The organism is Mycobacterium sp. SMC-17, assembly GCF_045310915.1.
In the GTDB taxonomy this organism is placed as follows: Bacteria; Actinomycetota; Actinomycetes; order Mycobacteriales; family Mycobacteriaceae; genus Mycobacterium.
Window position 1 is genome coordinate 55,555 of sequence record NZ_JBJIAK010000023.1, and the last position, 25,120, is coordinate 80,674.

At 67.9% G+C, this 25,120-nt stretch carries 22 protein-coding genes; 14 read left to right on the forward strand and 8 right to left on the reverse strand.

The features are described from left to right. Positions 1 to 102 precede the first annotated feature (102 nt). Together ACJH7A_RS16430 and ACJH7A_RS16435 are read left to right on the forward strand one after the other, a co-directional pair. Positions 103 to 1,299, forward strand: coding sequence for a diiron oxygenase (locus ACJH7A_RS16430; RefSeq protein ID WP_406802357.1), 1,197 nt, complete (start codon positions 103 to 105; stop codon positions 1,297 to 1,299). Positions 1,300 to 1,358: 59 nt separating this feature from the next. After that, positions 1,359 to 2,234 (forward strand): LLM class flavin-dependent oxidoreductase, encoded by an 876-nt coding sequence (locus ACJH7A_RS16435; protein ID WP_318987168.1) that lies wholly within the window; start codon positions 1,359 to 1,361, stop codon positions 2,232 to 2,234. 6 nt (positions 2,235 to 2,240) lie between these two features. Here the strand turns inward: ACJH7A_RS16435 and ACJH7A_RS16440 are convergent, their stop codons facing one another. Both ACJH7A_RS16440 and ACJH7A_RS16445 read right to left on the reverse strand, forming a co-directional pair. Beyond that, positions 2,241 to 2,603 (reverse strand): DUF5709 domain-containing protein, encoded by a 363-nt coding sequence (locus tag ACJH7A_RS16440; protein WP_212813011.1) that lies wholly within the window; start codon positions 2,601 to 2,603, stop codon positions 2,241 to 2,243. A 99-nt stretch (positions 2,604 to 2,702) separates the two neighbouring features. Then, positions 2,703 to 3,863, reverse strand: a complete 1,161-nt coding sequence (locus tag ACJH7A_RS16445; RefSeq protein WP_212813013.1) for an acyl-CoA dehydrogenase family protein — start codon at positions 3,861 to 3,863, stop codon at positions 2,703 to 2,705. Between the two features lie 93 nt (positions 3,864 to 3,956). On the opposite strand from ACJH7A_RS16445, the gene ACJH7A_RS16450 reads away from it, so the two are divergent. Genes ACJH7A_RS16450 through rnhA form a run of 3 tightly spaced genes read left to right on the forward strand, consistent with a single transcriptional unit; the run spans position 3,957 to position 5,637 of the window. Then, positions 3,957 to 4,535: a TetR/AcrR family transcriptional regulator gene (locus ACJH7A_RS16450; protein WP_020099003.1), complete on the forward strand. Its 579-nt coding sequence runs from the start codon at positions 3,957 to 3,959 to the stop codon at positions 4,533 to 4,535. Beyond that, a complete protein-coding gene (locus tag ACJH7A_RS16455) occupies positions 4,532 to 5,164 on the forward strand; it encodes a VOC family protein (RefSeq protein WP_212813014.1) in 633 nt (210 codons plus the stop codon). The genes ACJH7A_RS16450 and ACJH7A_RS16455 overlap by 4 nt, the downstream gene beginning before the upstream one ends. Further along, on the forward strand, positions 5,161 to 5,637 hold the full coding sequence (gene rnhA, locus ACJH7A_RS16460) for a ribonuclease HI (protein WP_212813016.1): 477 nt from the start codon (positions 5,161 to 5,163) through the stop codon (positions 5,635 to 5,637). Before ACJH7A_RS16455 ends, rnhA begins: the two co-directional genes overlap by 4 nt. Before the next feature lie 45 nt (positions 5,638 to 5,682). Here rnhA and ligD read toward each other — a convergent pair whose 3' ends face one another. Next, complete coding sequence (gene ligD, locus ACJH7A_RS16465; RefSeq protein WP_406802358.1) at positions 5,683 to 7,923, reverse strand: non-homologous end-joining DNA ligase; 2,241 nt, start codon at positions 7,921 to 7,923, stop codon at positions 5,683 to 5,685. A gap of 46 nt (positions 7,924 to 7,969) precedes the next feature. Here ligD and ACJH7A_RS16470 point away from each other — a divergent pair, with 46 nt between their 5' ends. The 4 genes from ACJH7A_RS16470 (at position 7,970) to ACJH7A_RS16485 (ending at position 12,732) form a co-directional block, all read left to right on the forward strand. After that, complete coding sequence (locus ACJH7A_RS16470) at positions 7,970 to 8,818, forward strand: Ku protein (RefSeq protein WP_318987163.1); 849 nt, start codon at positions 7,970 to 7,972, stop codon at positions 8,816 to 8,818. Between the two features lie 244 nt (positions 8,819 to 9,062). Further along, complete coding sequence (locus ACJH7A_RS16475; RefSeq protein WP_318987178.1) at positions 9,063 to 9,854, forward strand: SDR family oxidoreductase; 792 nt, start codon at positions 9,063 to 9,065, stop codon at positions 9,852 to 9,854. An 11-nt stretch (positions 9,855 to 9,865) separates the two neighbouring features. Then, the gene (locus tag ACJH7A_RS16480) at positions 9,866 to 10,942 is read left to right on the forward strand and encodes a diacylglycerol kinase (protein WP_406802359.1); all 1,077 of its coding nucleotides are present in this window, start codon (positions 9,866 to 9,868) and stop codon (positions 10,940 to 10,942) included. A gap of 125 nt (positions 10,943 to 11,067) precedes the next feature. After that, positions 11,068 to 12,732 carry a hypothetical protein gene (locus ACJH7A_RS16485; RefSeq protein ID WP_406802360.1) on the forward strand — a complete coding sequence of 555 codons (1,665 nt, stop codon included), beginning with the start codon at positions 11,068 to 11,070 and terminating at the stop codon, positions 12,730 to 12,732. Positions 12,733 to 12,800: 68 nt separating this feature from the next. On the opposite strand, the gene ACJH7A_RS16490 is transcribed toward ACJH7A_RS16485, so the two are convergent. Then, complete coding sequence (locus tag ACJH7A_RS16490; protein ID WP_406802361.1) at positions 12,801 to 13,688, reverse strand: LysR family transcriptional regulator; 888 nt, start codon at positions 13,686 to 13,688, stop codon at positions 12,801 to 12,803. Positions 13,689 to 13,762: 74 nt separating this feature from the next. On the opposite strand from ACJH7A_RS16490, the gene ACJH7A_RS16495 reads away from it, so the two are divergent. Next, the gene (locus ACJH7A_RS16495; protein ID WP_406802362.1) at positions 13,763 to 16,303 is read left to right on the forward strand and encodes an AAA family ATPase; all 2,541 of its coding nucleotides are present in this window, start codon (positions 13,763 to 13,765) and stop codon (positions 16,301 to 16,303) included. Positions 16,304 to 16,376: 73 nt separating this feature from the next. Continuing rightward, a complete protein-coding gene (locus ACJH7A_RS16500; protein WP_406802363.1) occupies positions 16,377 to 17,612 on the forward strand; it encodes an Nramp family divalent metal transporter in 1,236 nt (411 codons plus the stop codon). On the opposite strand, the gene ACJH7A_RS16505 is transcribed toward ACJH7A_RS16500, so the two are convergent. Genes ACJH7A_RS16505 through ACJH7A_RS16515 form a run of 3 tightly spaced genes read right to left on the reverse strand, consistent with a single transcriptional unit; the run spans position 17,602 to position 21,185 of the window. Continuing rightward, complete coding sequence (locus tag ACJH7A_RS16505) at positions 17,602 to 18,804, reverse strand: lysine N(6)-hydroxylase/L-ornithine N(5)-oxygenase family protein (protein WP_267324939.1); 1,203 nt, start codon at positions 18,802 to 18,804, stop codon at positions 17,602 to 17,604. The genes ACJH7A_RS16500 and ACJH7A_RS16505 overlap by 11 nt on opposite strands. 10 nt (positions 18,805 to 18,814) lie before the next feature. Next, a complete protein-coding gene (locus ACJH7A_RS16510) occupies positions 18,815 to 19,624 on the reverse strand; it encodes a GNAT family N-acetyltransferase (RefSeq protein WP_212813029.1) in 810 nt (269 codons plus the stop codon). Positions 19,625 to 19,670: 46 nt separating this feature from the next. Further along, complete coding sequence (locus ACJH7A_RS16515) at positions 19,671 to 21,185, reverse strand: MFS transporter (RefSeq protein ID WP_406802366.1); 1,515 nt, start codon at positions 21,183 to 21,185, stop codon at positions 19,671 to 19,673. 64 nt (positions 21,186 to 21,249) lie between these two features. Here ACJH7A_RS16515 and ACJH7A_RS16520 point away from each other — a divergent pair, with 64 nt between their 5' ends. Then, entirely contained in the window at positions 21,250 to 22,071 is an 822-nt protein-coding gene (locus ACJH7A_RS16520) for a TIGR03621 family F420-dependent LLM class oxidoreductase (protein ID WP_212813033.1), read from the forward strand. Here ACJH7A_RS16520 and ACJH7A_RS16525 read toward each other — a convergent pair. Next, on the reverse strand, positions 22,052 to 23,740 hold the full coding sequence (locus ACJH7A_RS16525) for an alpha/beta hydrolase (RefSeq protein WP_212813035.1): 1,689 nt from the start codon (positions 23,738 to 23,740) through the stop codon (positions 22,052 to 22,054). The two genes, ACJH7A_RS16520 and ACJH7A_RS16525, sit on opposite strands and share 20 nt — an antisense overlap. A 143-nt stretch (positions 23,741 to 23,883) precedes the next feature. Here ACJH7A_RS16525 and ACJH7A_RS16530 point away from each other — a divergent pair, with 143 nt between their 5' ends. Both ACJH7A_RS16530 and ACJH7A_RS16535 read left to right on the forward strand, forming a co-directional pair. Continuing rightward, complete coding sequence (locus tag ACJH7A_RS16530) at positions 23,884 to 24,534, forward strand: TetR/AcrR family transcriptional regulator (RefSeq protein WP_212813037.1); 651 nt, start codon at positions 23,884 to 23,886, stop codon at positions 24,532 to 24,534. Between the two features lie 22 nt (positions 24,535 to 24,556). Continuing rightward, positions 24,557 to 25,114 (forward strand): type 1 glutamine amidotransferase domain-containing protein, encoded by a 558-nt coding sequence (locus ACJH7A_RS16535; RefSeq protein WP_060999312.1) that lies wholly within the window; start codon positions 24,557 to 24,559, stop codon positions 25,112 to 25,114. Positions 25,115 to 25,120 lie beyond the last annotated feature (6 nt).

Genomic DNA, 25,120 nt, shown 5'->3' on the forward strand with positions numbered 1-25,120 from the left:
CGGCCTGAGGCGGCCGCAGTTTTATCCAGTACCGCAGGTATTGACTACCTCTGGTATCGGACGTAGCTTCGGATTACGGACACTTTCGAAGGGATGTCAACGATGACAGCTTCGGTCAAAGGCCAGACGACGCGCGCGGAATTCGCCGAACGCCTGCTCAAAGGCTCGGTACGCAAGTCTTACGCGCCGATCGTCGACATCGACTGGGACGCGCCGATCGACCCGGACAAGTACTTCCTGCCGCCGAAAGTGGTGTCGCTGTACGGCACCCCGCTCTGGGAGTCGATGAGCCGGGCCGAGCAGATCGAGCTGTCACGCCAGGAACTGGTGAACACCCTGTCGGCGGGCATCTGGTTCGAGAACATCCTCAACCAGGCCCTGCTGCGCAAGGCGATGCATCAGGACCCGACGGCGAGTGCCACCCACTACGAGCTGACCGAACTCGGCGACGAGACCCGCCACATGGTGATGTTCGGCAAGGCCATCGAGAAGGTGGGCGCCGACCCGGTACGCCCCAAGTGGTACCAGCGCACCATCATCAACATGCTGCCGTTCGCGTTCCAGGGCTCGGTGCTGTGGGTGGCGGCGCTGATCGGCGAGGAGATTTTCGATTCACTGCAGCGGCAGATGATGGACGATCCCGAGCTGCAGCCGATGGTGCAGCGGCTCATGCGAATTCACGTCACCGAGGAGGCCCGGCACATCCAGTTCGCCCGCGACGGCCTGCGCAAGCGGGCGCCGGAGATGTCGTGGGCCAAGCGCTTCTGGATCGGTAACCTCAACGGCGTGGGCGGCCTGTTCTTCCGGTTCCTGTTCACCAACAAGGTGCAGTACCGCCGCGTCGGATTGGACGCGCGCGCCGCGCGCCGGATGGCGCGGACCTCGCCGCACCGGATCGAGACGCAGATCGCCGGGTTCGCGCCGCTCGCGTCGTTCCTGGAGGAGGTTGGACTCCTCGGCCCCATCGCGCGGCGGTTGTGGCGGCGGAGCGGATTCCTGCCGGGCGGTCCCGTGGCGCCTGCCGCGCGGGCGGAAATTGCGGAGGCCGAAGACCTGTACGACGGACCCGCCACGATCGACGGCCGCGACGTCCGGGTCCGGCTGGCCGGGCACCTCGATCCGATCGACGGCCAGTACCACTGGCGGGGAACGGTTTTCGAGACGCTCGACGAGCTGCCGCGCACTGCCGTCACCGTGACCGTGGGTGAACGTACCGCGACGGCGCGCGTCACCGAGCGCAGCCAGCAGGGCGGCTACGCCATCAGCGGCACGGGGTTGCCGCCCTTCCCGCTGAACTGACGACCACTGAATGGGCCGTACCCGGCCCATGAAACTAGAACACGTTCTAGTATCGCTTCATGAGGTTCACCTACGCCGAAGCGATGACCGACCCGTCCTACTACATCCCGCTGGCCAAGGCGGCGGACGAGGCCGGCTACCACGCGATGACCATCCCGGACAGCATCGCGTACCCCTTCGAGTCCGACTCGACCTACCCGTACACCGCCGACGGCAGCCGCGAGTTCCTCGACGGCAAGTCGTTCATCGAGTCGTTCGCCCTGATCGGCGCCCTCTCCGCGGTCACGACCAAGCTGCACTTCAACATCTTCGTGCTGAAGCTGCCCATCCGGCCGCCGGCGCTGGTGGCCAAGCAGGCCGGCTCGCTGGCCGCGATGTTCGACAACCGCCTGGGCCTGGGCGTGGGCACCAGCCCGTGGCCGGAGGACTACGAGGTCATGGGTGTGCCGTTCGCCCGCCGCGGCAAGCGCATGGACGAGTGCATCGACGTCATCCGCGGCCTGACGCAGGGCGACTACTTCGAGTACCACGGCGAGTTCTACGACATCCCCAAGACCAAGATGACGCCGGCGCCGACCAAGCCGGTGCCGATCCTGGTCGGTGGCCACGCCGACGCCGCACTCAAGCGCGCCGCCCGCAACGACGGCTGGATGCACGGCGGCGGCGATCCCGCCGAGCTCGACCCGCTGCTCAAGAAGCTCGCGCAGTACCGCGAATCCGAAGAGCGCATCGGGCTGTGCGACGAGTTCCAGATCCACGTCATCTCGATCGACGGCTTCACCGTCGACGGCGTGAAGCGCCTCGAGGACAAGGGCGTCACCGACGTCATCGTCGGCTTCCGCGTGCCCTACATCATGGGCGAGGACACCCAGCCGCTCGACGAGAAGATCAAGCACCTGGAGATGTTCGCCGAGAACGTCATCGCCAAGGTCTGAGCGCGACTACTCGTCGATGACGTGGACCGCGGCCTCCTCGGCGGAGGCCGCGCTCCCGTCGATGCCGACGTCCCCCGCGAGCAGCTCGCCGTCCTGCTCGCCGGCCACGAGCCGGCCGGACCGCTGGTCACCGACCTCGTCTTCGCCCCACTGCTCGTCGGGATCGTCACCCTCGTCAAGTTGCAGCGCCGGGTCCGGCTCTTCCTCGGCGAGCAGTTCGTCGAGGGTCTCGTCATCCCGGGGCTCGCGCCACTTGTCCGGCGGCGAGTAGCCCTCGTCCAGCAGGTCATCGACACCGCGGTCGATCAGCATGTCCTCCTGGGTCAGCTGATCCTCATCGTCGACGCTGTACTCATCCGAGGCACTCATGTAATCACCTTGCCACGGATCGCCAAGTCTGGCGAGCAGTCCCCCAGCGGGAGGTGCCCCCAGTTCGCGAGCGGGAAGTGCCCCGGCTCGCTGGCTGGATCACAGCGTGCGGCTGATGATCTCCTTCATGATTTCGCTTGTGCCGCCGTAGATCTTGTTGACGCGTGCCGCGGCATACGCCCGGCCGATCGGATACTCCATCATGTAGCCGTACCCGCCGAAGAACTGCACACAGCGGTCGACGACGGCCACGGCCCGGTCGGCGGCGATCAGCTTGCCCATGGACGCGATCGCCGGATCGTTGTCGCCGTCGATCAGCGACTGCACGCAGTAGTCCACCGTGGTCTTGATCGACAGCACCTCGGCCTTGAGCTCGGCGAGCTGGAATCGGTTGTGCTGGAAGTTGATCAGCGGTTTGCCGAAGGCCTCGCGCTGCTTGGTGTACTTGATGGCCTCCAGCACCGCGGCCTCGGCCATGCCGGCGCAGATCGATCCGATGACGAGCCGCTCGCGGGCCAGCTGCGACATCAGCTGGTAGAAGCCCAGGCCTTCCTGCTCACCGAGCAGGTTGGTGACCGGCACGCGCATGTCGGTGAAGAACAGCTCGCGGGTGTCCTGGCCGTGCTGACCGACCTTCTCCAGCACCCGGCCGCGCTCGAAGCCCGGCAGGTCGTTGACCTCGGCGACGATCAGCGACACCCCGGCCGCACCCTGCGTGGGATCGGTCTTGGCGACGATCACCACCATGTCACACAGAGATCCGTTGGAGATGAAGGTCTTTGAGCCGTTGATGACGTAGTGGTCGCCATCGCGGATGGCGGTGGTGCGGACGGCCTGCAGGTCCGAACCGGTGCCCGGCTCGGTCATCGCGATGGCCAGCACCGTCTCGCCACTGATGATCTTCGGCATCCAGCGGGCCTTCTGCTCCGCGTTGCCGTAGGTGTCGATGTAGTGCGCCACGATCGGCGAGTGCACCGACCAGCCGGAGGCCGAATCATGGGCCAGCGCAAACTCTTCGGCCACCACGGCCGAGAACCCGAAGTCACCGCCCGCGCCGCCGTACTCCTCTGGCAGGTCCAGGCCGAGCAGGCCGGCGTCGCCGAGCTTGTTCCAGAACTCGCGGTCGACCTGGCGGTTCTTGGCCCACCGCTCCTGGTTGGGCGTGGCCTCCTTGGCCAGGAACGCCGCCGCGTGCTGACGCAGCTCGCGGTGCTGGTCGGTCTCCCAGCTGGCCCGGTACTTCGGGAAGAGCTCTGACATTGGTCCACCTCGCTAAATTCTGCGCGCTATACAACTGTATAGGCCCCTGTTCATGTGTACAGTACATTGATCCGGTTGCCGATGGGAGGTCTGATGGTTGATCCGAGGGCAACTGTCGACGACCTGACAGCCAAAGCGCGCATCCGAAACACCGCGCTGGACCTGTACGCCAAACACGGCGAAGACCGAATCTCGTTGCGCGCCATTGCCGCCGAAGCCGGCGTCGCGGTCGGCCTGGTGCAGCACCACTTCAAGACCAAGGCCGGCCTGCGGAACGCGGTGGACCAGCTGGTGGTCGACTACTTCGCGGGCGCCCTGGCCGAGGTGCCCGAAGACGCCTCCACCGCCGTGCGCGACGCCGCCGTCCGCGACATGCTGCGGGCCAATCCGGCGGTGGTCGACTACGTGCGCCGGGCCCTGCTGCAACCGAACGTCGCCGACAGCCACCTGGTCGACGTCATCGTCGACCTCACGCAACGCGAGGTCCGCGCGGCCCGCAAGACCGGTCGCGCCTCGACCACGCGCCGCGAGAACACCCAGGTCGTCGCCGTGCTCGCCCGGCAGATGGGCGAACTACTGTTGGCGCCCATGGTCGACGCGGTGTGGGCACGGGTGGCGCCGGATACGAAACCGCCGCGACTCCGGGTGACGGTCGACGAGGCCGGGCAATGACCGTCACCGTCGATGAGTTCGAGGTCGCCGACCCCGCCGACGCGTGGACCGCGGCCGGCTTCACCGTCGACCCGGACGGCGTATGCCGGGTCGGCGGCGTCCGTATCCGGTTGGTCGGACGTGAACGCGGCACGGGCATCGTCGGATGGGCACTGCGCGGCGTGCCGTCCGACCAGCCGCTCGACGGCATCCCCACCACCAGCTCGGACACGCCGCCGCCGATACCCGCCGAGCACCCCAACGGCGCCGTATCGGTCGACCACGTCGTGCTGCTGTCACCCGATCTGAAACGGACCGTCGCGGCGCTGGCGGCCGTCGACGTCCATCCGCGCCGCGAACGGGACGGCGAACTGGGCGGCCGGCCGATGCGGCAGATCTTCTTCCGGCTGGGCGAGGTGATCCTCGAGGTCGTCGGGTCGCCCGGCGCCACGGGCGACGGCCCGTCTACGTTGTGGGGTCTGACCTACGTCGTCGACGACATCGACGCCACCGCCGCCTCCTTCGGTGACCGCACCGCGCCCGTCAAACCGGCGGTACAACCCGGACGCCGGATCACCACGCTGCGGCATCACGAATTCGGGATGTCGGTCCGCACGGCGATGATCTCGGCACCTATTCTCAGCCGATGAGCGACTCCGCTACCGATGACGTCGTGGTGATCCACACCGACGGCGGCTGCCGCCCCAACCCCGGCCCCGGCGGCTGGGGTGCGGTGCTGCGCATGCGCCATCACGTGCGCGAAATGTTCGGCGGTGAGGCCGGTGAAACCAGCAACAACCGCATGGAGCTGATGGCGCCGATCATGGCGCTCGAGGCGTTGACGCGGCCCGTCGTGGTGCACCTGCACACCGACAGCACCTACGTCCGCAACGGCATCACCAAGTGGGTGTACGGCTGGGAGCGCAACGGCTGGATGACGGCGTCGAAGCAGCCCGTGAAGAACGTCGATCTGTGGCAGCGGCTGCAGGCGGCCTGCGCCCGGCACCAGGTCGAGTGGTTCTGGGTGAAGGGGCACTCCGGCATCACCGACAACGAGTTGGCCGATCAGCTGGCGACGCGCGGGCTGGAAGAGGCCGTCGCCGCCGCACTCTGCCTGCCGTGATTTGTGCACGAAAATCCGCGCCTGCCGCGGAAAATCGTGCACAAATCACTCCCAGGTGACCTCCCCCGGCGTCTTGTCGGGGCGTAGGCCACGCCAACTGGGCTGACGCAGCCGATTGTCCGAGGTGCGCTCGCTGTAGCGCACCTCGCCCACGAGCTCGGGCCGCACGTAGGTCACGCCTTTGGCATCCACGGTGGAAAGCGGTGCGGTAAAAGGTGATTCGCGGGTCTCGAGCGGCTTGAGCATCGCCTTCAGATCAGCCAGCATCTTGTCGGTGAACCCGGTACCGACGCGGCCGACGAACTGCAGGCCGTCGTTTTCGGGAACTCCGATCAGCAGCGCCCCGATACCGCTGGTGCGGCCGCCCTCCCCGGCCCGCCAGCCGCCGATCACCACTTCCTGTGTGCGCCAGAACTTGTCCTTCACCCAGGCCTCCGACCGCCCCGGCCGGTAGCCCGAATCCCATTTCTTCGCCACCACCCCTTCGTAGCCGCGCTCATCGGCGAACTTCAGGGGGTCATCCGCCGGCAGCAGTGGCGGTACCGTCAGCGCGCCGTCAGAGGCCAGGGTTTCCAACAACTTTCGCCGGTCCCGGTACTTCGCGCGGGTCAGGTCGCGTCCGTCGAGGGACAGGATGTCGAAACACCAGAATTCGATGTGGCTGCCGGAACCGCGGTTCTGCATGGCCTGGAAGCTCGGCACACCGTCCTGCAACGCCACCACCTCGCCGTCGAGGATCACGTGGTGGTCGGCGAGATCGGCTGCCAACGACTGCAGTTGCGGGAATTCTCCCGTGACGTCACGGCCGCTGCGAGCGGTCAGCCGAATTCGGCCGTGGTCGGCGTCGACCAGGAGCCGGTAGCCGTCCCACTTTCCTTCGAAGGCCCAGTGGTCCGGAGACAGCCGGCCCACCGAGCCGTGCGTGGCCAGCATGGGTTGCAGCCGTTGCTCTTTCATCCGGCGCACCAGCCAGTTCTTACCTTCGGTCTGGATCAGCACGTAGCGCCCGGAGACCCGGCTGCCGTGGAGGTTGACGATGACCTCGCCGTTTTCGCCTGGGTCCCGGAACTTTTCGGTGTCGTAGGTGCCCGAATCCCAGATCGTGACGTGCCCGCCGCCGTATTCGCCCTTGGGGATGTCGCCTTCGAAGGTGGCGTACTCCAGCGGGTGGTCTTCGGTGTGCACCGCCAGGTGGTTGACGGTCGAGGTGTCCGGAAGGTTCTTCGGGACAGCCCAACTGACCAGCACGCCGTCGCGTTCGAGCCGGAAGTCGTAGTGCAGCCGGCGGGCGTGGTGTTCTTGGATGACGAAGCGGTTGTTGAGACCCGATGCGGGCGGGGCCGCGGGCACCGGCTCCGGCGTGCGACCGGGGTCCCGCATGCTGCGGTAGGTGGTGAGCCGGTCGGCCACCGGCGCGTCGCCGTCCATGTCCGCGAGCAGATCGCCGTCGCCGGCCAGGCGGGCCAGCACCTCGTCGAACCGCAGCTGGCGTAACTCGGGATCGTCGAGTTCCTCCCAGGTGCGCGGCGCGGCCACCGTCGGCTCGTCGCGGCCGCGCAACGAGTACGGGGCCACCGTCGTCTTGGCCGCGGAGTTCTGGCTCCAGTCCAGGAACACCTTGCCGGCCCGCAGACTGCGGGTCATGGTCGCGGTGACCAGCCCACCCATCGACGATTCGAGTTGCTGGGCAACACGTTTGGCGACAGCCGACGCACCGCGGGAGCTGACGGGCGAGGCCAGCGGCACATACAGGTGTAAACCCTTACTGCCGCTGGTCACCGGATGGGCCTCCAGATCCATGCCGGCGACGAGTTCGCGGACGGCACGCGCCACCTCGCACAACTGCGCCATCGTGACACCCTCGCCCGGATCCAGGTCGAACACGATGCGTGTCGCGGGCCCGGGCGCCGGGGCCTCGCCCGGCCCGCCGCCCCCACCGACAAAGCGCCATTGCGGCACATGCACTTCCAACGACGCCTGTTGGGCGATCCAGGCCAGCCCCTCGGGCGTGTCGATGATCGGATAGACGGTGGTTCCGCTGCGATGCGTGATGGCGCCGCGCTCCAGCCACTCCGGCGCCGACGACGCCAGCTGCTTCTCGAAGAACGGCTGCTGCGCAACACCATTGGGCCACCGTTTACGGGTGACGGGACGGCCCGCGATGTGCGGCAACATCGCGCCGGCGACGGCGAGGTAATAGTCGAAAACGTCGGCCTTGGTGGTGCCGGTCGCCGGATAGAGCACCTTGTCGGGGTTGGTCAGCCGCACCCGTCCGAATTGCTCCACACCTCAAGTATCCAAGCCACGGCGCGATCATGGGCCATACTGGGGTATGCGGTCCATCTGGAAGGGGTCAGTCGCCTTCGGTCTGGTCAATGTGCCGGTGAAGGTGTACAGCGCCACTGAGGATCACGACATCAAGTTTCATCAGGTGCACGCCAAGGACAACGGCCGCATCCGATACAAGCGGGTGTGCGAGGTCTGCGGCGAGGTCGTCGAGTTTCGGGATATCGCCAAGTCTTTCGAATCGGAGGACGGCCAGACCGTCATCATCACCGACGAGGACATCGCCACGCTGCCGGAAGAGCGCAGCCGCGAGATCGAGGTCGTCGAGTTCGTCCCGGCCGAGCAGATCGATCCGCTCATGTACGACCGCAGTTATTTCCTCGAGCCGGACTCGAAGTCCTCGAAGTCGTACGTGCTGCTGGCCCAGACGTTGGCGCAGACCGACCGCGTGGCCATCGTGCATTTCTCGCTGCGTAACAAGACGCGGCTGGCGGCGTTGCGCGTCAAGGATTTCGGCAAGCGCAACGTGATGATCGTGCACACGCTGCTGTGGCCCGACGAGATTCGCGATCCGGATTTCCCGGTGCTGGACAAGGAAGTCGAGATCAAGAAGGCCGAGCTGACGATGGCCGGCCAGGTGGTGGACTCGATGACCGAGGACTTCCAGCCCGAGCAGTTCCACGACACCTACCGCGAGCAGATGGAAGAGCTCATCGAAGCCAAGATCGCGGGCGGCGAGGCGTTCACCACCGAGGAAGCGGCGACCGAGCTGGACGCGACCGAGGACGTCTCCGATCTGCTGGCCAAGCTGGAGGCCAGCGTGAAGTCGCGGAAGTCCACCGCCAAGGCCGGCTCGAAGTCCGGCGCCAAGTCCAGCGCGAAGTCGCGGTCCTGAGCGGTCGGCGGTCTCTCACCGGGGCCGCCCGCGCGTCCTACGACGAACGTGTCGCTTTTGTCTGGTTTCGCCCGCCGATCCGGTCCAAACCCGCACGCTCGCCATAGCACCCCACGTGTACGTATCAGCCGGAGCGGTCAACGCATTCGCAGCAATTGAAACGTGTTCTAGAAATTCGTTCCCGCGGCGTCCCAAACTTGCTAGCGTGCCTAACAACGACCACGACGACGCGAGTGAGGCACACGTGATTCTGGACAGATTCCGGCTCGACGACCAGGTAGCGGTGGTGACCGGCGCGGGCCGCGGCCTCGGCGCGGCCATTGCCGTCGCATTCGCCGAAGCCGGTGCTGACGTGCTGATTGCCGCGCGGACCGAGTCTCAGTTGCACGAGGTCGCCGCGCAGGTCGAGGCCGCCGGCCGCAAGGCGCACGTCATCGCCGCCGACCTCGCCCACCCGGACGAGACCGCCAAGCTCGCCGCCGCGGCGGTCGAGGCGTTCGGCCGACTAGATGTCGTCGTCAACAACGTCGGCGGCACCATGCCCGGGCCGCTGATGTACACCTCGCCGCAGGATCTCAAAGACGCCTTCACCTTCAACGTCGCCACCGCGCACGCGCTGACACAGGCGGCGGTCCCGCTGATGCTGGAGCACGCCGGCGGCGGCAGCGTCATCAACATCACCTCGGCCGTCGGCCGGCTGGCGGGCCGCGGATTCGCCGCGTACGGCACCGCCAAGGCGGCACTCGCGCACTACACCAAGCTCGCCGCCATGGACCTGTGCCCGAAGATCCGGGTCAACGGCATCGCGCCCGGCTCGATCCTGACCTCCGCGCTGGACATCGTCGCCTCCAACGAGGCGTTGCGCGACCCCATGGAGAAGGCCACCCCGATGCGCCGCCTCGGCGACCCGGAGGACATCGCGGCCGCCGCGCTGTACCTGGCCTCCCCGGCCGGCGCCTATGTCACCGGCAAGGTGCTGGAGGTCGACGGCGGCCTCACGTTTCCCAACCTTGATCTCCCCATCCCGGACCTGTGAGGAACGTCTGCATGCCCATCAAAGTCGCCGCAGTCGGCACTGGCAACGTCGGCCGCCATGCCCTGACTCAGCTAATCAATGACCCCGCCTACGAACTGACCGGCGTCTGGGTGTCCTCTGCCGCCAAGGCCGGCAAAGACGCCGGAGAGCTTGCCGGACTTGATATTTCGACCGGCGTCACGGCCACCGACGACCTCGACGCCATCTTGGCGAGCAAGCCCGACTGCGTCGTCTACACGGCGATGGCAGACAACCGGCTGCCCGAGGCGCTGGAGGACTACCGCCGCATCCTGGCCGCCGGGATCAACGTCGTCGCCAGTGCGGCGGTGTTCCTGCAGTATCCGTGGCAGGTGCTGCCCGCCGAACTGATCGCGCCGCTCGAAGACGCCGCGCAACAAGGCGGTTCGTCGCTGTTTGTGAACGGCATCGACCCGGGCTTCGCCAATGACCTTCTCCCCCTTGCCCTCATGGGCACCTGTCAGAGCGTCGAGCAGGTCCGGTGCATGGAGATCGTCGACTACGCCACCTACGACAGCGCGACGGTGATGTTCGACGTGATGGGCTTCGGGAAGCCCATCGATGAGTTACCGATGCTGCTGCAGCCCGGCGTGCTGAGCCTGGCGTGGGGTTCGGTCGTGCGGCAGTTGGCCGCGGGTCTCGGCATCGAACTCGACGAGGTGACCGAGACGCACACCCGGGTGCCCGCGCCCGAGGACTTCGACATCGCGTCGGGCCACATCCCGGCGGGCACGACGGCAGCCATGCGGTTCGAGGTGCGTGGCATGAAGGACGGCCACCCGGCCGTCGTGCTCGAGCACATCACCCGCCTCCGTGACGATCTCTGCCCCGACTGGCCCCAGCCCGCGCAGGAGGGCGGCTCGTACCGCGTCGAGGTGACCGGCGAGCCGTCGTACGCCCTGGACCTGTGCCTGAGCAGCGGCAAGGGCGACCACAATCACGCCGGACTCGTTGCCACCGCTGCCCGCGTCGTGAACGCGATCCCGGCGGTCGTGGCCGCCGAGCCGGGCCTCCGCACGACGTTGGATCTGCCGCTCATCACCGGGAAAGGGCTGTACCGGCGCGTCTGACGCCGTCGAAAATAGAGTCATTCGTCGCTAGCGGGCGACCCACCTCTCGAAGCCAGAATCAGGGCGAACTTACGCGAAAGTCAGTTCGCCGAATGTCCGATTCTGAGCCTTTGAAAGGGCCCGCCATGCACACCGCCGCTCGACCGTTCGCTTCCGTCGGCGTGTCCCTGGCCGGGGCCGCGGCTATCGCCGTCGCCCCGGTCATGGCGCCGACCGTCAGTACCCAGATTCACCACATGGAAGCTCAGATCGAGCGCACCGCGGTACGTCTGACCGCCACCATCAACCCCTTCGAGGCGTACGCGCAGGCGTTCAACAACACCGTCGCCAGTCTGCAGACCATCGTGAGCACGGCACAGACCAACGGGCCGACGCCGATCCTGACCGCGGCCCTCAACAACCAACTCGCCGCGCTGCAGGACCTGCTGAAGCTGGTGTCGTCGCCGGGTTCGGTCAAGGTCGACCCGACTCCGCAGCCGGCGGTGCCGTTCGCACCGGCGCCGCCGCTGTTGAACGCGCTGGGCAGCACCCTCGGCCAGATCGGGACCAACCTGACGACCGCCGTGCCACCGCTGTTGGCGGCCGCCGTCAACGATCTGACGAAGGGCAACGTCGAGGATGCGACGAATCAGCTGCTCCTGGTCGGGCTGAACGCGCTGATCCCGCTGACCAATCTGCTGGCGCCGGCGCTCAACTCCATCGCCTACCCGCTGCAGGGCCTCGTCAGCGCGATCGACAAGCTCGGCCCGCTGGGCGTCATCGCCGCCAACCCACTGCAGAACGCGGTCAACGTCCTCAACACCCTGAACCAGGGCTTCGGCGGGCTGCAACCGTCGAACGCCCTCGTCATCGTCGGCGGCCTCCTCGGCCCGCTGATCCAGGCGCCTGCTGCGCTGGGCGCCGCCGTGCAGGACGTCATCGACGCCACGCGCACCGGCGATCTCGGCAAGGTCGCCACCTCGCTCATCTCGATTCCCGCCACCGTCCTCAACGGTGTCCTCAACGGCGGCTACGGCCCGGACCTGTCGACCGTGATCGATACCGGGCTCCCCGGCGTGCCGCTGTACGCGGGCGGGCTGCTGACCTCGTTCGGCATCAACATCGGTGACGGACCACTGGGCTTCACCGTCAATCTGCCCGGTCCAGTGGCCGCGCTGCAGCTGCTGCAGAAGCTGGTTGCGGGTGCGCTCAAGCCGCCGCCGATCACGACGACCAAGACGGCGGCGGCCAACGCCGTTCCGGCCACCGATGCGACGACGATCGCCCTGCCGGCAGCGACCACCGTGAAGGCGCTGCCCGCCAAGGCAGCAACGGAGACCGCACAGCCGGCTGACCGGCCCACGACGAAGACCGACACCACGAAGACGGATACCCCGAAGACGGATCCGACCAGCTCGGCGGACACCGCCACGAAACCGGCTGTGACAAAACCGGATTCGTCGACGGGTACCGGCGCGGATGGCGGCAAGGACACCGCGACCGACACCAGCGGCGCGGCCAAGCCCGCGGACACCAGCGGCGGCACGTCCGGCAACAGCGGAACCGCAGCCACCGGCACCGGCAGCGGCAAGACGCCCACCACGGGACAAGGCAAGGGCGCTGACCACGCCGCAGGTGGGGACTCCTCGTCCGGCGCCGACGGCGGCGACACCAAGGCCGGCACCAAGGGCAGCACCCCGGGCGGAACGAAGACCGAAACCAAGCCGGCCAAGACCGGAACCAAGAAGCCCGCCAAGGCATCCCACGATGCCGGGCACACCAAGGAGAGCACGGGCACGCACGCCAAGTAGCAGTCGAATGTTGGCTTGTGGTCGAGGATCTCGACGATCGTCGACCACAAGCCGACACTCCCGACGAGCTAGCCTGGCGCCGCCTGGATCAGCATGTCGGCCAGGGCCGCGGTGGCCGGCGTCAAGCGGTCCCTGGGCTGCGAGGCCAGATAGACCTGCCACCTGACAGATTGCCGCAATTCGATGGCGCGCAGATCGTCGAACTGTGCGCATTCCGACGCGGGCATGAAGGTGGTCCCGAGCCCCTGGCGAACCAGTTCACCGATGACGGAGAAGCCGGCAGGAATCACATGGACGGGACGCGATTGGACGCCTGCGGCCAGAAAAGCGTTGTCCAGCAAGGACCGGAAGCCCCAGTCGGGTGGGAACCCGATCAGGTCCTCCCCCGCCAGTTCGAGCAGACCGGCCACGTTCTGGGCTGCCATCGGGTGATCGTCGCGGCACACGAACACCATCGGTTCCTCGAACATCAGCCGCATCTCGAGCTGTGGCGGGAATCTGTTGGGCACCGAGACCAGCGCCAGGTCCAACGAGCCGTCGACGAGTGCCGAGAGGTATGCCGAGGCGCCAGATTGATTGAGTTGCAATCGAAGTCGTACAAAGGGGTGCTCTCGATGGAACTCTCCGAGCACCTGGGCGACATTCATCGGCCCGTAGGAGATCAATGACCCGAATTCGACGCTGCCCATCAGCCGGCCGCGACTGGACGCGACCGATTCGGCGGCTGAGCCCGCGACGCGCAACAGTTCGTGCGCCTGGGCGAGAAATCGTTCGCCGGCGACCGTGAGTTCGATCTGCTGACGGGAGCGATCGAACAACTGCACACCGAGCTCACGTTCCAGCTTCGCGATCGATGTCGAGACGGCGGACTGCACGACGTGGACGCGGCGGGCCGCGCGGGTGAAGCTGCGCTCGACGGCGACCGCCACGAAATGCTCCACCTGCCGTAACTCCACGCGCCAGATTATCTACGGCGTAGATGGAACTTATCAATATCTGTCGTTAGACGTGCTGACCGATCGGATGTCTCATGGTGCGTGTGAATACCGCGTCGACGCAGCTGATCGGCCGCGACGCGGAACTCACGGTCCTGCGGAACGCCATCGCCACACCACCGCACGGGCAGGTGATCGTCATCTCCGGGGCCTTGGGCTCGGGCAAGACGTCCCTGCTCACGATCGCCCAGCAACAAGCAGCCGCGTCGGGTCATCGCGTCCTCGGGATCGCCGGATTACCCGGAGAGACCGGCACTCCGCTGGGCGGCCTGCACCGGCTACTGCGGGCGTTGAACGGCGCCGAGGCCAACCCCTACGGGCGTGCCGACATCATCGAGACCCTTTTCAGCACACCACTGTTCGGCGATCAGATCCACACCGCGCGACTGGCCACGGCGCTGCTCGAACTCTTGGACGCGGTGCCGCGGCGACAGCCGGTCCTGGTCACTGTCGACGACGCGCATTGGCTCGATGACCAATCCCGCAGCGTCCTCTTGTTCGCCGCCCGACGCAGTGCCGGCCGCCCGGTCACCGTGGCGCTGACCCTGCCCGACACCGTCGCGGCAACGGGTCTGGCAGGCCGATCCGCCGTCGAAATCCCGCTCAAACCAATGAATCTCGATCAGTCGCTCAGGCTGTTGGAGGCGCAACCCACACCGCCGAGCGGAGTCCTGCGCGAGCAGATCGTGAAGCAATCCGCGGGTAATGCCGCGGCGATCATCCACTTTTCCAGTGCGACCGCCGGCCCGGCGGCCATGGCCGGCCAGGCCCCGGACCCCCTGCCCCTGCCGATCAACGTGCAAGCCATCTACGCGCAGCATCTGGCGCATCTGCCCGCGGCCACGCGTGCGGCGCTCGTCGTCGTCGCCGCGGCGTCCGCCGCAGATCTGCGCGTGCTGCCCCCGGGCGCGCTGGCCGACCCGGCTGCCCTGGCGCCGGCGGAGACCGCGGGCATCATGCGGATCGAGGCGGCGCGCATCAGCCCCGTCAACCCGCTCATCCGCTCCGCGGCCTACTACGGCGCGCCGCTGACCGCCCGGCAGGACGCACACCAACTCCTGGCCGATGCGCTGAATGCGTTGCCGCAGCGCAAGACTTGGCACCAGGCCCATGCCGCGTCCGCCACCTCGCGCAGTCCGCATGACCGGATTCGCGCACTGACCGCCCACGGGATGGCGATGATGTGGAACGACGGGCGGGCCGCGGCCGCGTCGCTGCTGGCCGCGGCGGACGACGCGCTCCAGCTGGAACCCGCACTGACCTGGGAGCCGCTGCGTGTGGCGGCCGCCGCGGCCTTCCTGTCCGGTGATCCGGCCGCCTATCAGGACACAGCGAAAACGCTTCAGCGACTTGATGACTCGATACCGGCGGCCACAAGGAGCTCATCGACGTCACGGCTGTGGGTCCGGGCGGTGACCGACGCTCCGCGCGCACGCGCCGAGTTGGCGTCTTTCAGCACCCGGCCGATCGACGGATTCGGAGTGCTGGATTTGAGCCTGATCGGGCTCGCCGCCGGGGTCACCGACGAGTCAGAGCTCGGCATCCGGACGCTACGTGCCGCCCAATCCCTGATGACGCAACATGATTCGACGACGGGGCATGCCCTCACGACGGCGATGCTGGCGTGGTCGTGCGTCGACACCGGGCGCTGGGACGAGGCGCTTCGCATCACGGGCCACTTGCGCACGCTCGGGGCCGTCAGTGATCAGCCGTTGGTCACCGCCACCGGGGACCTGATCAGAGCAACGGTCACCGCGCGGCGCGGCGACACCACGTCCGCGCGAGATCAGCTGACCGCTGCCCTCGATGTGCTGGATTTCCACGACAACCGCCTGCACTCTGCGCGGGCACACCACGTCCTCGGGTTGATCAATCTCGTCGACGGCAACGATCTCGGGGCCTACGGCCATCTGGCCGAGCTGTTCACCGACTCCGGTGCACCGCTGCACCCGCACGTCTCCTTCCCCGCCCTCGTCGACTACGCCGAGGCGGCCGTGCGGACGGGCATGGCCGAGGACGCGCGACGCCGATTCACCGCAGCACTGGACCACCTCCCACAGCCGCACTCCACGCGCGTCGACCAGGTGGTGAACCATGCCTCGGCCCTGCTCGGCATCGGGAACCCCGGCGACATCCTGGCCCGGACCCTGGCCGACACCGCGGGTGAACGGTGGCCGTTCGAACGCGCGCGGGTGCAACTCAGCTACTCGGGGTGGCTTCGGCGCAGCCGACGACGCAAGGAAGCGCGCCGGCACATCTCCGCCGCACTGGCGACCTTCGAAACGCTCGGTGCCAGACCGTGGCTGGACATCTGCGCCCGGGAGCTGCGGGCGTCCGGCGTCCCGACGACAACACCGGCGCTGCCGGCCACCGGGCGGTTGAGTCCCCAGGAGCATCAGGTCGTCTATCTGGCCGGCCGCGGTTTGACCAACCCGCAGATCGCGGCGCGACTCCAACTCTCGACGCGCACGGTTTCCGGATACCTCTACCGGTCATTTCCGAAGCTGGGCGTCACCAGCCGGCATCAGATCCGCGACATCCCGCCGCCGCCTGACGGGCACTCGAGCGCGGGCTGACCAGGTTTCCACAATCACCAGATTTCGGCTAACCTAACTTTTCTATTCGCAAACCCGGATAGAGAGTGAGTGCATGCTGACCGAGACCCGCGCACCGTCGCGCTCGTCGCGCCCGACCTGGTCCCTGTTGGGTCCCGCGTTCGTCGCTGCCATCGCCTATGTGGATCCGGGCAACGTCGCGGCCAACATCAGCGCCGGCGCGAAGTTCGGCTTCCTGCTGGTGTGGGTGATCCTGTTGGCCAACGTCATGGCCGGCCTGGTGCAGTACCTGTCGGCCAAGCTCGGCCTGACGACCGGCCGTTCCCTGCCGGAGCTGGTCGCCGAGAACTGCCGCACCCCAACCCGGCTGGCGTTCTGGATACAGGCCGAAATGGTGGCCGTGGCAACCGATCTCGCCGAAGTGGTGGGCGGCGCCATCGCGCTGCAGCTGTTGTTCGGGCTGCCCATGCTGGTGGGCGGCGTGATCACCGGCGTGGTCTCCATGTGCCTGCTGTCGGTACAGAACCGGGGCAGCCAGCGCGCATTCGAACGGATCATCGCGGGACTGCTGATGATCATCACCATCGGCTTCCTCACCAGCCTGATCGTCGACCCGCCCGCGCCCGGCGCCGTGCTCGGCGGCGTGGTGCCGCACTTCGCCGGACCCGAGAGCCTCCTGCTGGCCACCGCGATCCTGGGTGCGACGGTCATGCCGCACGTCGTCTACCTGCACTCCGGCCTGGCCCGTGACCGGCACGGGAAGCCCGAGTCCGGCGCCCCGCTGCGCCGCATGCTGCGCGTCACGCGCTTCGACGTCGGCCTGGCGATGGTGGTCGCGGGCGCGGTGAACCTGTCGATGTTGCTGGTCGCGGCAACGCACCTGCAGGGGGTGGCAGGCACCGACACCATCGCCGGCGCGCACGCCGCCGTCGGCCATGCCCTGGGCCCGGCGGTCGCGCTGTGCTTCGCGGTCGGCCTGCTGGCTTCGGGCCTGGCGTCGTCGTCGGTCGGCGCGTACGCCGGCGCGATGATCATGCAGGGCCTGCTGAACCGGTCGTACCCGCTGTTGCTGCGGCGCGCCGTCACGGTCATTCCGGCGTTGGTTGTGTTGGCCATCGGATTCGACCCGACACGCGCGCTGGTCATCTCCCAGGTGGTGCTGTCGTTCGGCATCCCGTTCGCGCTCATCCCGTTGGTCCGCCTCACCAGCAACCGTGCCGTGATGGGCGAGAACATCAACCACCGCATTGTCACGACACTGGGATGGGCTGTGGCCGTGCTGATTTCGGTGCTGAACGTGGTGCTGATCTACCTGACCGTCAGGGGCTGATCGCCGCCGCGATCTCGCCGCCGCGGACGGCGACGTTCGACAGCAGCGTCGCACCGAGCCCGTGGCTGTGCTCGACGGTCGCGCCGTTGAGGTAGATGTCACCGGGCGCGCCCGGCCGGGCCACCAACTTGTAGTCACGGGTGGCCAGTGGGCGGCCCTGTTCATCGAACTCGTAGCAGGACGCCAGCTCGCCCAGGAACGCCGGCACATCCATCGGCGCATAACCGGTCGCGTAGACCACGGCATCGCAGCGCACGGTCTCGGTCGTGTTGTCGATGAGGTTGCGCACGCCGAGCCGGACCTCCGCGTCGTCTTCGTCGGCACCGGTGACGCGGCAGGCGCGGTGCAGGAACAGCCGGCGGGCCCCGCTCACGCGTTCGTCGTACTCGCGCTCGTACAGGTCAGCAATGAGGTCGACGTCGACCGCGGAGTAGTTGGCCGACCGGTGGTAGTCGAGCAGCCGCTGACGCTCCGCGCTGTCCGCGCCGTAGAACTCGTCGACCGCGGCGGGATCGAAGATGCGGTTCACGAAGGCGCTGTCGTCGGCGAGGCTGTACCCGTACCGGCCGAACACCGCGTGCACCTCGGCGCGCGGGTAGGTGCGATGGAGGTAGGAAACCACCTCGGCGGCACTCTGCCCCGCGCCCACCACGGCGAACCGGCCGCGTTCCACCGGACCGAGGGCAGCCACAGCACTGAGCAACTGGTGGCTGTGCCATTGCCGCAGACTCGGGTGCGTGCTCGGCGGCAACACCGGATGCAGGCCCGTACCCAGCACCAGGACGCGCGTCGAGATGGTCTCGCCGGGTTCCAGCCGCACCCCGAAACCGTCCTCGTTTCCCGTCACCCCGACCACGCGGTGGCCGTAGCGCACGTCGGCGGCGAACTGATCGGCGGCCCACTGCAGGTAGTCATGGAACTCGTGCCGGCTGGGAAACACGTCATGGCGGCCGATGAAGTCGACGAGCCGGCCCCGGGCACTCAGGTAGTTCACGAACGTGAACGCGCTCTGCGGATTGCGCAGCGTCGCCAGGTCTTTGAGAAAGGGGATCTGCATCCGGGTGCCGGGTAACAACATGTCGCGGTGCCAGCCGAACCGCGGCTGGGCGTCGACGAAGCGGCCGCGCACGCCGCGCTCGGCCAGGGCCACCGCCAGCGCCAGGTTCGACGGCCCGAACCCGACCCCCAGCATGTCGGCGGGCTCAGGTCTGGACATGGTTGCGGGTGAGCCGAGCAAGGTAGAGCTGATGCACCATGTCCCGATTGATCAGCACCACGAAGTCGGCCATGTCGAATTCCAGGTCGTACGACGGTTCCCCACAGATCACACCGCCGATCCGCAGGCTGCCGGCCACCATCGGCGGAATCCGCACCCGACCGGGATCGGGCAGCTCGGCGAGGGGTATTCCGTTGACCTGCACCGGGTTTCGTGGTGTCACGCGAAACTCCGGCGGCGCCGGATGCTGCCGGTACGCCCGGTCGAGAACGCCGCGCACCAGCGCACCACGCGAACCGCCGTCCGCCATGCGCACCGAGAGGCTGCCGATCGCCCACTGGTAGCCGGTGAGTTCCTGGTAGCGCAGGATGCCGGCCCACAGCATCGCCATGACCGCGCCACTGCGATGGTCGGGATGCACGCTGGCCCGGCCCAACTCGACCAGCGACGGCCGCAACGCGTCGATGCCGGCACCGAGCTCGAAGTTGGTGTCGGTGAAGATGCCGCCGGCCGCCCGCGCGCCGTCCGGGGGCACTAGCCGATAGCAGCCGACGATCGCCCCGGTCTGTTCGTCCCGGGCCAGCAGGTGATCGCTGTAGGCGTCGAAGCGGTCGATGTCGATCATCTCGCCGGTGCGCGGTCCGCGAATCGCTTGTGGCAGTGCGGCCCCCAGCTCTTCGGCGAACGTCTGGTACCGCAGGCGCTGCGCCGCTTCGATCTCATCGGGGTCGTCGGAGATGACGATGCTGTAGCGGCCGGAATCGGTCGCTGGGATGAGAACAGCAGCGCCGAACATAAGATTCGAAACTATCCGCATTGCGGCGCGGCCGTAGCAACTTCGGCTAATCCACAGACTCTGCACGGATTGTTTGCCGGGTGCCAGTCCGGATGAGCAGCGCCACGAACAGCGTGGCCGTGGTGGCGGCGAGCGCGGCAGCGGTCAACGCGGACTGCAGGCCGGCGGCACTGGCTTCCCGTGCGAGCGTCGCGAGCGCGGGGCGCAGCCTGTCGGGCACGGCCTCGAGCGCCCGCAACCCGGCGCCGGCCGCCAACCCGTCACTGAGCTGCCGGCGCGCTTCGGCGCCGAGTCCCGGTACTGCGGAAAGCCGAGACGTGGCAAGGTCGCCCGCGTGTCGGCTGAACAAGGCTCCGAGCCCGGCCACGCCGGCCAGAATCCCGACCTGCCGCGCCGTGCTGACCGTCCCCGTCGCCATCCCGGCGTCGGCGACCGGCACGAAGCGCAGCGCCGCGTCCGACGTCAACGCGGACAGCCCGCCGAGTCCCAGCCCGGCCACGACCGACCCCGAGACGAAGTGCGTCCACGTCGTGTTCGCGTTTACTGCGGTCATCATCCACATACCCGCGGCAATCAATGCGACGCCGGCCGGGATGGTGGCGGCCACCGGTATCCGCCGCGCCGCGACCATCGCCATCGGGGCACCCAGGACGATGGCCAGCGTCAGCGGCAGCGAGCGCAACCCGGCCCCAAAGGGACTGAACCCCAACGTGTTCATGAAGTACAGCGCCAGGTAGTTCGTCGACGCGATCAGCGTCCCGGTCGCGGCGAACGCGGCCAGGGAGACACCCGCGAAACCGGGACCGGCGAGCAGCCGCACGTCGAGCATCGGCTCGGCCAGGCGGGACTCGCGCAGCCCGAAGGCGGCCAGCGCGACGACACAGAAAGCACTCAGTCCCAACATGATCGGGCTGCCCCAGCCGAAGTGGTTGCCCTCGATCAGCACGTACACGCCCGCGAACAGCGCCGCTGTCAGCACCACCGTGCCCCAGATGTCGACCGGACGGGACCGCGGGACGACGCTTTCGGGGACAGCGAAGATGACGATGTACAGCGCGACCACGCCGACCGGCAGGTTGATCAGAAAGATCGACGGCCACCCGTACGCGGTGACGAGCGCACCGCCCAGCAGCGGCCCGACGGCACCGCCCGCCCCCATCGCCGCTCCGTACGCCGCGATGGCGCCCGCCCGCTGCCGCGCATCGGGGAACGCGGCCGCGAGCATCGGCAACGACACCCCGAGCAGCACCGCGCCGGCCGCGCCCTGCACTGCCCGCAGCCCGTTGAGCGCATCGATGTTGCGGGCGAGCGCGCACCCGGCCGACGCGAACATGAACACCACGAGGCCACCGAGGTACAACCGCCGCCGTCCCAGCCGGTCCCCCACCGTCGCCGCCGTGAGCAGCAATCCGGCCATCGGCAGGGCGTACGCGTCGACGACCCACTGCAATCCGGACAGCGGCGCGTGCAGGGCAGCCTGCATGTCGGCCAATGCCGCGGCGACGATCGTCATGTCGAGCAGCAGCATGAACACCACCACGCAGACCGCGGTCAGTGTCAGTCTGGGGCGCACACCTGCAGTTTGCACCGGCGTGCACGCCCCGCGCGTCCGTAAGGTCGAACCCATGACGAGAGATTTCCGTTTCGGCGTCGGCCTGCGGCACACCGACAGCCGGTCAGCGGTCCAGGAGGCGGCGCGCCGCGGTGAGGGCCTCGGCTACGACGTCCTCCTGGTGCCCGACCATCTGGGCGCTCCGGCGCCGTTTCCGGTGCTGGCGACCGCCGCCGCGGCGAGCAGCACGCTGCACCTGGGCACCTTCGTGTTCAACGCGTGCTTCTACAAGCCCGCGCTGCTGGCCCGCGACATCGCGGCCATGCGCGACCTGACCGAGGGACGTTTCGAGACGGGCCTCGGTGCCGGGTACGTCAAGGAAGAGTTCGATGCCGCCGAACTGCCGTTCCCCAGTGCCGGGAAACGGGTGGAGTACACCGCGCACGTCACCTCGTATCTGCGCACCCACCTGCCCGAGGTGCCGGTGATGATCGCCGGTGCCGGCGACAAGCTGCTGACGGTCGCCGCCCAGCAGGCACAGATAATCGGGCTGACCGGCGGCGGCCCGCCATCCGCCGACCACGACCCGCTCGCTGAGCGAATCTCGTTCGTGCGCAACGCCGCCGGCGACCGGTTCGATGAGCTGGAGCTGAACCTGGCCATCACCGCGGTGCCGACCGACGGGTCCGGGATACCGAACCTGTCCATGACCCGGCGCTTCCAGCCCGACCTCAGCGACGCCGAGTTGTTGACGACACCGGGCGCCCTCAGCGGCAGCACCACCGACATGGCCGACCGGATCCGCGACCTGCGGGATCGCTACGGGGTGAGCTACTTCATTGTCCAGCAACAGCATTCGGAGGCCTTCGCGAAGGTCATCGCAGAACTGCGCTGACGGCGCGCGCAGGGCTCGGCTGCGCCATGGGCTCGTAGACGGCGAACTGCAGCACGGTGTTGAGGATCAGCTGCGCGAGGCCGTCCCACGGCGTGGCCTGCACGGGCCGAGTGGACGCGAACGGCAACGCCACCGCGGTGGCCGGTCCGGCTTTGGTGTCGATCGTGATGGTCTGCCCTGGCGCGCCATAGATTCCGGTCTGGGTACCGGCGAACATGTCGTTGATCCAGCCGATGGCGAGCGTCTTCTCGGCCTCGATATTCGGTGACCGCGAGAAGCCGGCCACGACGTACTCGGCGAATTGCAGCACGGGGTTCGCGCCCTGCAGCGCATCGATGTGCCGGCCCCCGACCAGCATGACCCCGTTGAACTGCCCGGGCCGAGCCGCTTCGAGCTCCCGCCCGACCAGACCGTCGATGTTCCATACATACGGCTCGGACGAAATGTCGTAAATCGGGCGGTAATTGGCGCCGCTCAGCTTCTGCAGCGCGGCGGGCACCACACCGTTCAGATCGACCGAATCCATCAACACCACCCCCTCCAGATTCGCGACCGCACCGTTGTCCACCATGCGGCCGGCGGCCGAACTCACCAGCGCGCCGCCGAGCGAATGGCCGACCAGGATGAACTTCGTGGGTAGCGTCACCTCGTGTCCGGCTGCGGCGCCGGCACTTTCGGTCAGTGACGCGCGATCACCGGCGAACAGGTCGGCCACCGCCTGCTGGTCTGCCGAACCGCCGAGCCACCGCGCCTTGGAATCAAACGCGTTGGAGGACAACGTCGGAGCCACCACGATGCTGTTGGTGCCCTGCGCCAGTGCGGCCAGCGTGTAGCTGTACATCGGGGCGACGGCCATGAAGCCGTGCTGGAAATAGATCACCCGGGTCGCCGAATCCGCGTGCTCCGGGAAATACCAGTTCGCCTGGACCTTCTGCCCGGTGCCCGGCATGGCCAGGCTGGACACCTTGACCGTGACTGTGCTGCCCCGCGGCAGCACCGGCGGGCCGGCGAACGCGAGCATGGCGCTGCCGATCACGTTGAACACGAACGACCCGATGACGTTGATCAGGCTGGGCCGTGCGGTTTTCACCGCCGCGGTCGGGGTGTCGGTGGTCGTGGCACCGGTGGTCACGGCGCTCGTGGTCGTGGCGCTGGTGGTCGTGGCTGCGGCTGCCGCCGTCTTGACCACGGCACTCGGCTGCGATGCCGTCGCTGAAACCGGTTGCGCAGCGGAGACGGCTGGAACCTGAGACCGCTTGGCCGGCAACGCGTTCGGAAGCTTCACCGCCGGCAGTGTCGGCTTGGGTCGAGCCGCCTGCGCCCGGACCGCTTTCTCCGGCGCGGTGGGTCGCGTCACCGAGGCCTTGTCGGGCGCGCCCTTGTCGGGTTTGGTGGCGTCTTTGGCCTTCTTGGTCCGCGAGGAATGGTCGGCGGACTTGCGCGCATGCGGATCAGTCGCGGGCTTCGACTTCCCGGCCGGCGCCGCCCCAGCCTGTGACGCCGTCCCTGCCGGTGACGTCGTCGGCTGCGAAGCGGTGGGGTGCGACGCGTCCCCCACGCTGTGCGCGGCACCGGATGCATCGTCGGCCCACACCGGCGCCATCGGCAGCCACAGCGCCAGACACCCCGCGGCCAGCATCACCCAAACCGCTCTCGACCACCCCGTCATCAACCGCACGCTAGCCCGCAGCGCGGCGCGTGGGAGGAAAATGAACAAATTGGTTCAGATGTTGCATTAGCGCACGGGGCGCCCCACTTGCCTGCGGCATACTGGTGATCCCCATCGCTCCCAATCCCCGACAGGACAGTCGAGTGTCAGCACCGCAGCGCAGGCCCCGCGGGCGTCCGGTCGGTGGCGGCAACAACACCGAGCAGGCCCGGCAGGTACTGCTCGACGCCGCGGAGCAGTTCTTCATCGACGGTGGCAGCGGGACCTTCACCATGGAGGTCATCGCCGCCGAAGCCGGCTACTCGCGCAGCGCGATCTACCGGCAGTTCGCCACCCGGAAAGAACTGATCGCAGCGTTGGTGCAACGCACCACCCAACGGCACATGCTGACGATGCTGCAGCAGGTGGCCGCCGACGCCACGCCGGTCGATCTGCTGATCGACAGCCTCGTCATCGTCGCGACGCAGCTGGTGCACGATCCACTGCTGCAAACCATCGCCGACCAGACGCCCGACGGCGCCGTCGCCATGCTCATCGCCAACGACGGCTCGCTGACCAGGACGGTCCAGTCGATGGTCGAAGGCATGCTCGCCAACAGCACGACGGGCCAGTTCCGGCCCGGCCTGCATCCGCATGACCTTGCGCAGTTCCTCATCTCGACGGCACTGAGCCTGCTGCTGGACGTGGTGCCCGGCAGCAGCGATCCGACGGTGGCGCGGAACTACCTCCGGACCTTCGTGTTGCCGGCAATTGTCGACAGTCCCCCACCGGCGACGCGCGTGTTTCCGGAGTAGCCGACACGGGTAGCCCACCCAGGTGCTCAAGGAACTGCAAGGCCGCCGGATCGCCATCCTGGCCGCCGACGGGGTCGAGAGAGTCGAGCTCGAGGAACCGCGCGCCGCGGTGGAGGAGGCCGGCGGCGCCGTCGAGGTGTTGTCGATCAAGGCCGGTGAAATCCAGGCCCGCAATCACGACCTCGAACCGGCGGGCAGCATCGCGGTGGACCGCACCGTCGGTGAGGTGCGCGTCGACGCATTCGACGCGCTGATCCTGCCGGGCGGCACGGTGAACCCCGACAAGTTGCGGGTCGACGACACCGCGGTGGCGTTCGTCGGCGACTTCGTGCGCTCCGGCAAGCCCGTCGCCGCCATCTGTCACGGCCCGTGGACCCTCGTCGAGGCCGATGTCGTGCGCGACCGCAAGGTGACCAGCTACCCGAGTGTGCGCACCGATCTGCGTAACGCCGGGGCCACCGTCGTCGATGAAGCAGTGTGTATCGACGGCAATCTCATCACCAGCCGTTCGCCCTCCGATCTACCGGCGTTCTGCGAGGCCATCACCGAGGCATTGGCGAGCAGTCCGGCCCAGACCTGAGGTCAG

What these genes read in the sequence shown, in the direction of transcription:
- ACJH7A_RS16520 (WP_212813033.1), top strand. Translation starts at nt 21,250, where the DNA reads ATGACGAGAGATTTCCGTTTCGGCGTCGGCCTGCGGCACACCGACAGC.
- ACJH7A_RS16495 (WP_406802362.1), top strand. Translation starts at nt 13,763, where the DNA reads ATGGTGCGTGTGAATACCGCGTCGACGCAGCTGATCGGCCGCGACGCG.
- ACJH7A_RS16510 (WP_212813029.1), bottom strand. Translation starts at nt 19,624, where the DNA reads ATGTTCGGCGCTGCTGTTCTCATCCCAGCGACCGATTCCGGCCGCTAC.
- ACJH7A_RS16440 (WP_212813011.1), bottom strand. Translation starts at nt 2,603, where the DNA reads ATGAGTGCCTCGGATGAGTACAGCGTCGACGATGAGGATCAGCTGACC.
- ACJH7A_RS16480 (WP_406802359.1), top strand. Translation starts at nt 9,866, where the DNA reads ATGCCCATCAAAGTCGCCGCAGTCGGCACTGGCAACGTCGGCCGCCAT.
- ACJH7A_RS16435 (WP_318987168.1), top strand. Translation starts at nt 1,359, where the DNA reads ATGAGGTTCACCTACGCCGAAGCGATGACCGACCCGTCCTACTACATC.
- ACJH7A_RS16445 (WP_212813013.1), bottom strand. Translation starts at nt 3,863, where the DNA reads ATGTCAGAGCTCTTCCCGAAGTACCGGGCCAGCTGGGAGACCGACCAG.
- ACJH7A_RS16525 (WP_212813035.1), bottom strand. Translation starts at nt 23,740, where the DNA reads ATGACGGGGTGGTCGAGAGCGGTTTGGGTGATGCTGGCCGCGGGGTGT.
- ACJH7A_RS16430 (WP_406802357.1), top strand. Translation starts at nt 103, where the DNA reads ATGACAGCTTCGGTCAAAGGCCAGACGACGCGCGCGGAATTCGCCGAA.
- ACJH7A_RS16485 (WP_406802360.1), top strand. Translation starts at nt 11,068, where the DNA reads ATGCACACCGCCGCTCGACCGTTCGCTTCCGTCGGCGTGTCCCTGGCC.
- ACJH7A_RS16470 (WP_318987163.1), top strand. Translation starts at nt 7,970, where the DNA reads ATGCGGTCCATCTGGAAGGGGTCAGTCGCCTTCGGTCTGGTCAATGTG.
- rnhA (WP_212813016.1), top strand. Translation starts at nt 5,161, where the DNA reads ATGAGCGACTCCGCTACCGATGACGTCGTGGTGATCCACACCGACGGC.
- ACJH7A_RS16455 (WP_212813014.1), top strand. Translation starts at nt 4,532, where the DNA reads ATGACCGTCACCGTCGATGAGTTCGAGGTCGCCGACCCCGCCGACGCG.
- ACJH7A_RS16450 (WP_020099003.1), top strand. Translation starts at nt 3,957, where the DNA reads ATGGTTGATCCGAGGGCAACTGTCGACGACCTGACAGCCAAAGCGCGC.
- ACJH7A_RS16505 (WP_267324939.1), bottom strand. Translation starts at nt 18,804, where the DNA reads ATGCTGGGGGTCGGGTTCGGGCCGTCGAACCTGGCGCTGGCGGTGGCC.
- ACJH7A_RS16500 (WP_406802363.1), top strand. Translation starts at nt 16,377, where the DNA reads ATGCTGACCGAGACCCGCGCACCGTCGCGCTCGTCGCGCCCGACCTGG.